The 5,219-nt window shown below is 70.0% G+C and carries 3 protein-coding genes and 1 tRNA gene; 1 reads left to right on the plus strand and 3 read right to left on the minus strand.

The window, feature by feature from the left end:
* Positions 1-88 precede the first annotated feature (88 nt).
* Together VFS34_16280 and VFS34_16285 are read right to left on the minus strand one after the other, a co-directional pair.
* Positions 89-1,777, minus strand: coding sequence for a DUF885 domain-containing protein (locus VFS34_16280; protein HET9796010.1), 1,689 nt, complete (start codon positions 1,775-1,777; stop codon positions 89-91).
* A gap of 85 nt (positions 1,778-1,862) precedes the next feature.
* Positions 1,863-2,186, minus strand: coding sequence for an antibiotic biosynthesis monooxygenase family protein (locus VFS34_16285; GenBank protein HET9796011.1), 324 nt, complete (start codon positions 2,184-2,186; stop codon positions 1,863-1,865).
* 59 nt (positions 2,187-2,245) lie between these two features.
* On the opposite strand from VFS34_16285, the gene VFS34_16290 reads away from it, so the two are divergent.
* A tRNA-Ser gene (locus VFS34_16290) sits at positions 2,246-2,338 on the plus strand.
* Positions 2,339-2,494: 156 nt separating this feature from the next.
* Here the strand turns inward: VFS34_16290 and VFS34_16295 are convergent.
* Positions 2,495-5,098 carry an ABC transporter permease gene (locus VFS34_16295; protein ID HET9796012.1) on the minus strand — a complete coding sequence of 868 codons (2,604 nt, stop codon included), beginning with the start codon at positions 5,096-5,098 and terminating at the stop codon, positions 2,495-2,497.
* Positions 5,099-5,219 lie beyond the last annotated feature (121 nt).

Below are 5,219 nucleotides of genomic sequence, written 5' to 3' on the forward strand. Positions count from 1 at the left end.
TGCTCGAGATCGCCCGCTGGCACGCCGCCCGGTTCGCCGCGGCGCACTGACGCCGCGCCGGCGCGCGCCGGCAACTCCCGCCCGAAGGTCAGCGAGCCGCCGGCGGCCCACCGAGCGCTTCGACGTTGCTCCGGTCCCCCAGGAGCTCCCAGCGCTGGAGCGCGAGCGGAACGTTTCCGTTCCTCCAGACGAAGTCGTGGAAGGACCGCAGGTTGAACCGCTCCCCCTGCGCCCGCCGCGCGTCGGCGAGGAGGCGCAGGATGTCGAGCTTGCCGATCTGGTAGCCGATCGCGAATCCCGGTGTCGCGGCGAACGATGCCGCCTCGCTCCGCGCGGTGGCGGCATCGACGGGCACCCGCGTCCGCAGGTAATCGGCGGCCTCGTCGATCGTGAAGCTCCCGAGGGCGAGCCGCACGTCGACCTCGACGCGGAGAGCCCGGAGGCGCATGTAGTTGGCGATCATCTCCCGCGATTTCGGGCTGTCGTCGAAAAGCCCCATCTCGAGCATCATCTCTTCGGCGTAGAAGCCGATGCCCTCGTTGACGCCGGAGTCGTACCAGAACCGGCGCACCGGGTCGGGATGAGAGCGCGAGAGCCAGAGCTGGAATGCATGTCCGGGAAGGCCCTCGTGGACCATGTCGGCGCGCGGCTCGCGCGCCATCGAGAGCGCGAAGTAGCCGAGCGCGGGCGACGGGGGAGGGATGTACCGCGTGGACTCTTCGGAGAGGCGGGACGCGAACGGGAAGTCGGTCCCTTCGCCGAAATCGGCAAGGGGAGCGAGCCATTCGGGTATCGGCAGGTATCGGTAGCGGGGGGCGTCGGGCGGAACCGTGAGGATGCCTCGGGAGCCGAGGTACTCGCGGATCGCGCGCTCGTCGCGATCGGCGCGGGCGATCTGTTCCGCCTGGTCGCGGAAGATCGGGAGTTCCGGGAGGTCGCGATGACGCTGCCGTTCGTACTCCTCGAAAGCGACGGCGCGAGCGTCTTCCTGCCGTCCCATCGCGAGGACCTCCTCGGGGGAATGGGGAATGAGCGCGACGTCGCGGAGGAATCGGGCATACGCGGCTCGGCCGATCGCGACGTTCTCGGGAAGTCTCTCGACCCGTGTGCGCAGCCATTCCCGGTAATCGTCGAGGGCCGCGACGGCTCGATCGACCGTTTCCGGCAGCGCGGCCGCCGACGCGGCGTCGAGACGGGGCGCCAGCGCCTTCGAGCTCTGTCGCAGCCTGCCCCCGATTCCCTGCAGGTCGTCGATCGCCAGGCGCGCGAAGGGCGCGCGGGCGTCGTCGAGGTTCTCGCGGGCGGCGGTCAGTGTCGCCGGGATCGATCGAAGGCGGGCGATGACCTCCCGCCCGCGAACGGTCGGGAGGGTTGCGGGCGGCACGATCGCGTCCACGTAAGCGGCGACGGTCTGGTCGACGTAGAACTCGGGGTTCCGACGCCATGAAGGATTCTCCTCGAGCTCCCACCGGACGCGCGCGAGGGCCGAACCGATCAGCCGGTAATCGACCTGCCGGGGGATCGGCGCCTTCGGGTCGGCTAGAGCCGTCCACCGGTGTTCGAAGGCGGCGAGCGCCCGCCGCCGTTCCTCGATCGATCGCGGGGACCAGTCGGGCGTCCATCCGGCCGGACGGTCGATCCTCGGCACGTCGTCCCGCGTGATCGGCTGCGTTGCGGCGCGCCAGGTCCAGAAGTCGCGCGCGAGCGCGTCGAGGTCGTCGGCGCGAGCGACCGAGAGGACGAGCAGGGCTCCGGCGAGCGAAAGAATCAAATGCATTTCATCGGCCGTCGTTTCGATGCGGATGATATGCGAGAGCGTTCGTGTATTGTTCAGGAACCCAGGGGCGCCCGCCGCAGGCCTCTCAGGCCTCCGGAGATCCCTCGCGTTTTCCGGCGATCATCACGTAGTCGGTGAAGACGACCTCGCCGCCCACGAGCTCCGGCGAATAGACCGACTCGAACCGCCGCACCGCTTCCGACTCGCCGTGGCGGGCCTGCGCGGCTTCGTCCTCGAAGATGAAGAGGTGGATGAACTTCGTGGGATCGTCCTTCTGCTGCCAGGCGAGATACATCCGGCTTCCCGGCTCGTTCGCTTTCACGAACTCCACGAACTCGCGGATCGCTTTCTCGACCTTCGGGACGGCTGTGGCTTTGACCTGGTACGCACCGGTTTGAAAGATCGGCATCGAAGCCTCCTCTTCGGGTCGAGCGTAACGCGAAGTGCGTGCTACCATCGGCCTCCCGTGGAGAGGTGGGTGAGTGGCTGAAACCAGCGGTTTGCTAAACCGCCGTGGGGCTTAAAACTCCACCACGGGTTCGAATCCCGTCCTCTCCGCCAGTTTGCTCAGCAGAATGGCGCGCCGCCTAGCGGCGAGTCGCGTCGCGATGGAGGCGGGATCGCCGGGTACGCGAGTGCGCCGGGCCATCCCGTCCTCCCCGCCATTTTGGTTCGCCGCGCTTCACAGATTGGCGCTTCGCGCCCCCCGACGCATCGCTATTCCGCCCGCAGCGCCGAGATCGGGGGGATCTCGACCGCGAGACGCGCGGGGATCCACGAGGCGAGCGCCGCGACGAGGGCGAGGATTCCGACGACGCCGGCGAGTGTGGCCGGGTCCCGCGGCCCGACGCCGAAGAGCAGGCTCGCCATCAACCGGGTGACGAGGAGCGCGCCGGCGATTCCGATCGCCGCGCCCGCGGCGGCGAGCTTGACGCCCCCGACGACGATCGATCGAATGATCGTCGGCGCGTTCGCCCCGAGCGCCATCCGGATGCCGATCTCGCGGCGACGCCGGGCGACCGAGTACGCGATCAACCCGTAGACGCCGATCGAAGCGAGCACGAGCGCCAGGACCGCGAAGGCGCCGAGCAGCAGGAGGTTGAACTTCTGCGGCTGCGTCGATTCCGCCACGACCTCGCGCATCTCGCGGACCTTCGTCACCGGGAGCTCTCGGTCGAGCTCCCGGATCCGGCCCGTCACTTCCCGAAGGAGCGCGGCGGGCTCAGTGCGGCTGCGGACCACGATGGACATCCATCGCTTCCAGCGCCGCGGCGTCTGCGCGTAAGGATCGTAGACCGCCGGCTCCTCCGGGCGCGCCGGCCCGAAATGGTTCACGTCGCCGACCACGCCGACGATCGTCATCCACTGCGGCGCTTTTCCGGGATCCGGAGCCCAGCTCACCCGCGCGCCGACGGCCGAGCCGCTCGGAAAGTACGCGCGCACGAAGCTCTGGTTGACGATCGCGACGAGCGGGGAGCCGTCTCGATCCTGGTCCGCGAACCCGCGCCCGGCGCGGAGCGGAATCCGGAGCACCCGGAAGTAGTTCGGCGAGACCGTGCGCGTCAGAACCTCGGGTTCCTGGCCCGCGGGGATCGGCGGGCGGCCGTCGATCACGAAGTGCTGCGTGAGCTCGCTGCCGCTCATCGGGAGCTCGGAGACGTATGCCGCCTCGGCGCCGGGCAGCGCGTTCAAGGAATCGAGCAGGCGCGCCCGGAACTGGCGCTGCTTCGAAATCTCCTCGTAGCGCGCCTCCGGAAGCACGAGCCGCATCGTCAAAACGTGATCCGCGCGGAATCCGGGCTCGACCGATCGGAGGTTCCGGAAGGTTCGGATCAGAAGCCCCGCCCCGGCGAGCAGCACCAGCGCGAGCGCAATTTCCGAAACGACGAGCGCGCTCCGGAGCCGGACTTCGCCTCCCGAAGCGGATTGGCCGCCCGAGCCGTCGCGGAGCCCCGCCTGCGGGTCGACGCGCGCGGCGGCGAGCGCCGGCACGAGGCCGAACACGAGCCCGGTCGTCGCGGCCATCGTGGCGGTGAACGCGAACACGGCCAGGTCGATCCGGATCGGGACGAGGGTTGCGCCGCTCGCCGCGCCGAGCGCCACGAGCGCCCGCACGCCCAGGTGCGCGAGGCCGAGCCCCGCGGCACCCCCGAGGAGCGACAGCAGCACGCTCTCGGTCAGCATCTGCCGGACGAGCCGTCCTCGCCCGGCGCCGAGCGCGCCGCGGATCGCCATCTCACGCCGGCGGAAGGACCCGCGAGCGAGCTGGAGGCTCGCGAAGTTCGCGCACGCGATCAGGAGGACGAGCCCGACGGCGCCGAAGAGCACGAGGAGCGCGGGCCGGGAGTTGGCGACCAGCGTCTCCCGGAGGGGGAGAAGATCCCGGCGCCGTCCCCGGTTGCTTTCCGGGTAGGCCTGCTCGAGCCACCGGTCGATCGAGTGCAGCTCCGACTGCGCGCGCTCGATCGCGGCATCCTTCTTCAAGCGCACGAACGTCGTGAGGAAGTGCACGTCCCGATCCGGCACGTCCCTGGGCGCCACGACCGTGACCGGCGCCCAGACGTCGGCCGCTCTCCCCGGAAGCCGCACCGAGGCGGGGAGCACGCCGACGATCGTGTACGAATTCCCGGAGAGCGGGATCCTGCGGCCGAGGACGTTCGGATCGGACCCCATCCGGCCGGTCCAGAAGGCGTGGGACACGACGACGACCCGGCCGGCCTTCCCCAGGTCGTCCGGGGGCCCGATCAACCGCCCCCGCTCCGCGCGGACCCCGAACACCTCGAAATACCGGAGCGCGCAGAGGCCGGCCATGACCTGAACGGGCGCGTCGCCCCCCGTGTAGTCGAGCGGGAAGATGCTGACGCCGCCGATCGATTCGATCGAGCCGCTTCGCGCCTCGATGTCCTTGAGGTCGGGCAGCGACTGGTTGTCGTCGGACCTCGATCCCCCGTTCCACACCATCGCGACGATCCGATCGGGCTCCGGGAAGGGGAGCGGACGGAGCAGCACCGCCTGGATCACGGAAAAGACGGCGGAGTTCGCGCCGATCCCGAGCGCGAGTGTCGCGATCGCCACGACCGAGAAACCCGGGCTCCTCCGGAGCGCGCGCAGGCCATAGCGGAAATCGCGCCGAAAGTCGTGCCACCACATCACGCGGCGCGATTCGTGGAAACGCTCCCGGGCGAGCGTCGAGTTTCCGAACGTCCGGCGCGCGGCGGCGAGCGCGTCCTCCGCGCTCATTCCTTCCTCGCGAAGCCGCTCGGCCTCGAGCGCGATGTGGGCTTCGATCTCCGAGGCGAAGTCCGCGTCGGAACGGCGCATCGCTAGGCCTCCTCGCCGAGCACGCGCCCCATCGCGGCCGCGATCCGCCTCCACTTCGACGTTTCTTTGGCGAGCTGCCGGCGGCCGGCGGCCGTCAGCGCGTAAAAGCGCGCCCGGCGAT

The organism is Thermoanaerobaculia bacterium (genome assembly GCA_035717485.1).
In the GTDB taxonomy this organism is placed as follows: domain Bacteria; phylum Acidobacteriota; class Thermoanaerobaculia; order UBA5066; family DATFVB01; genus DATFVB01.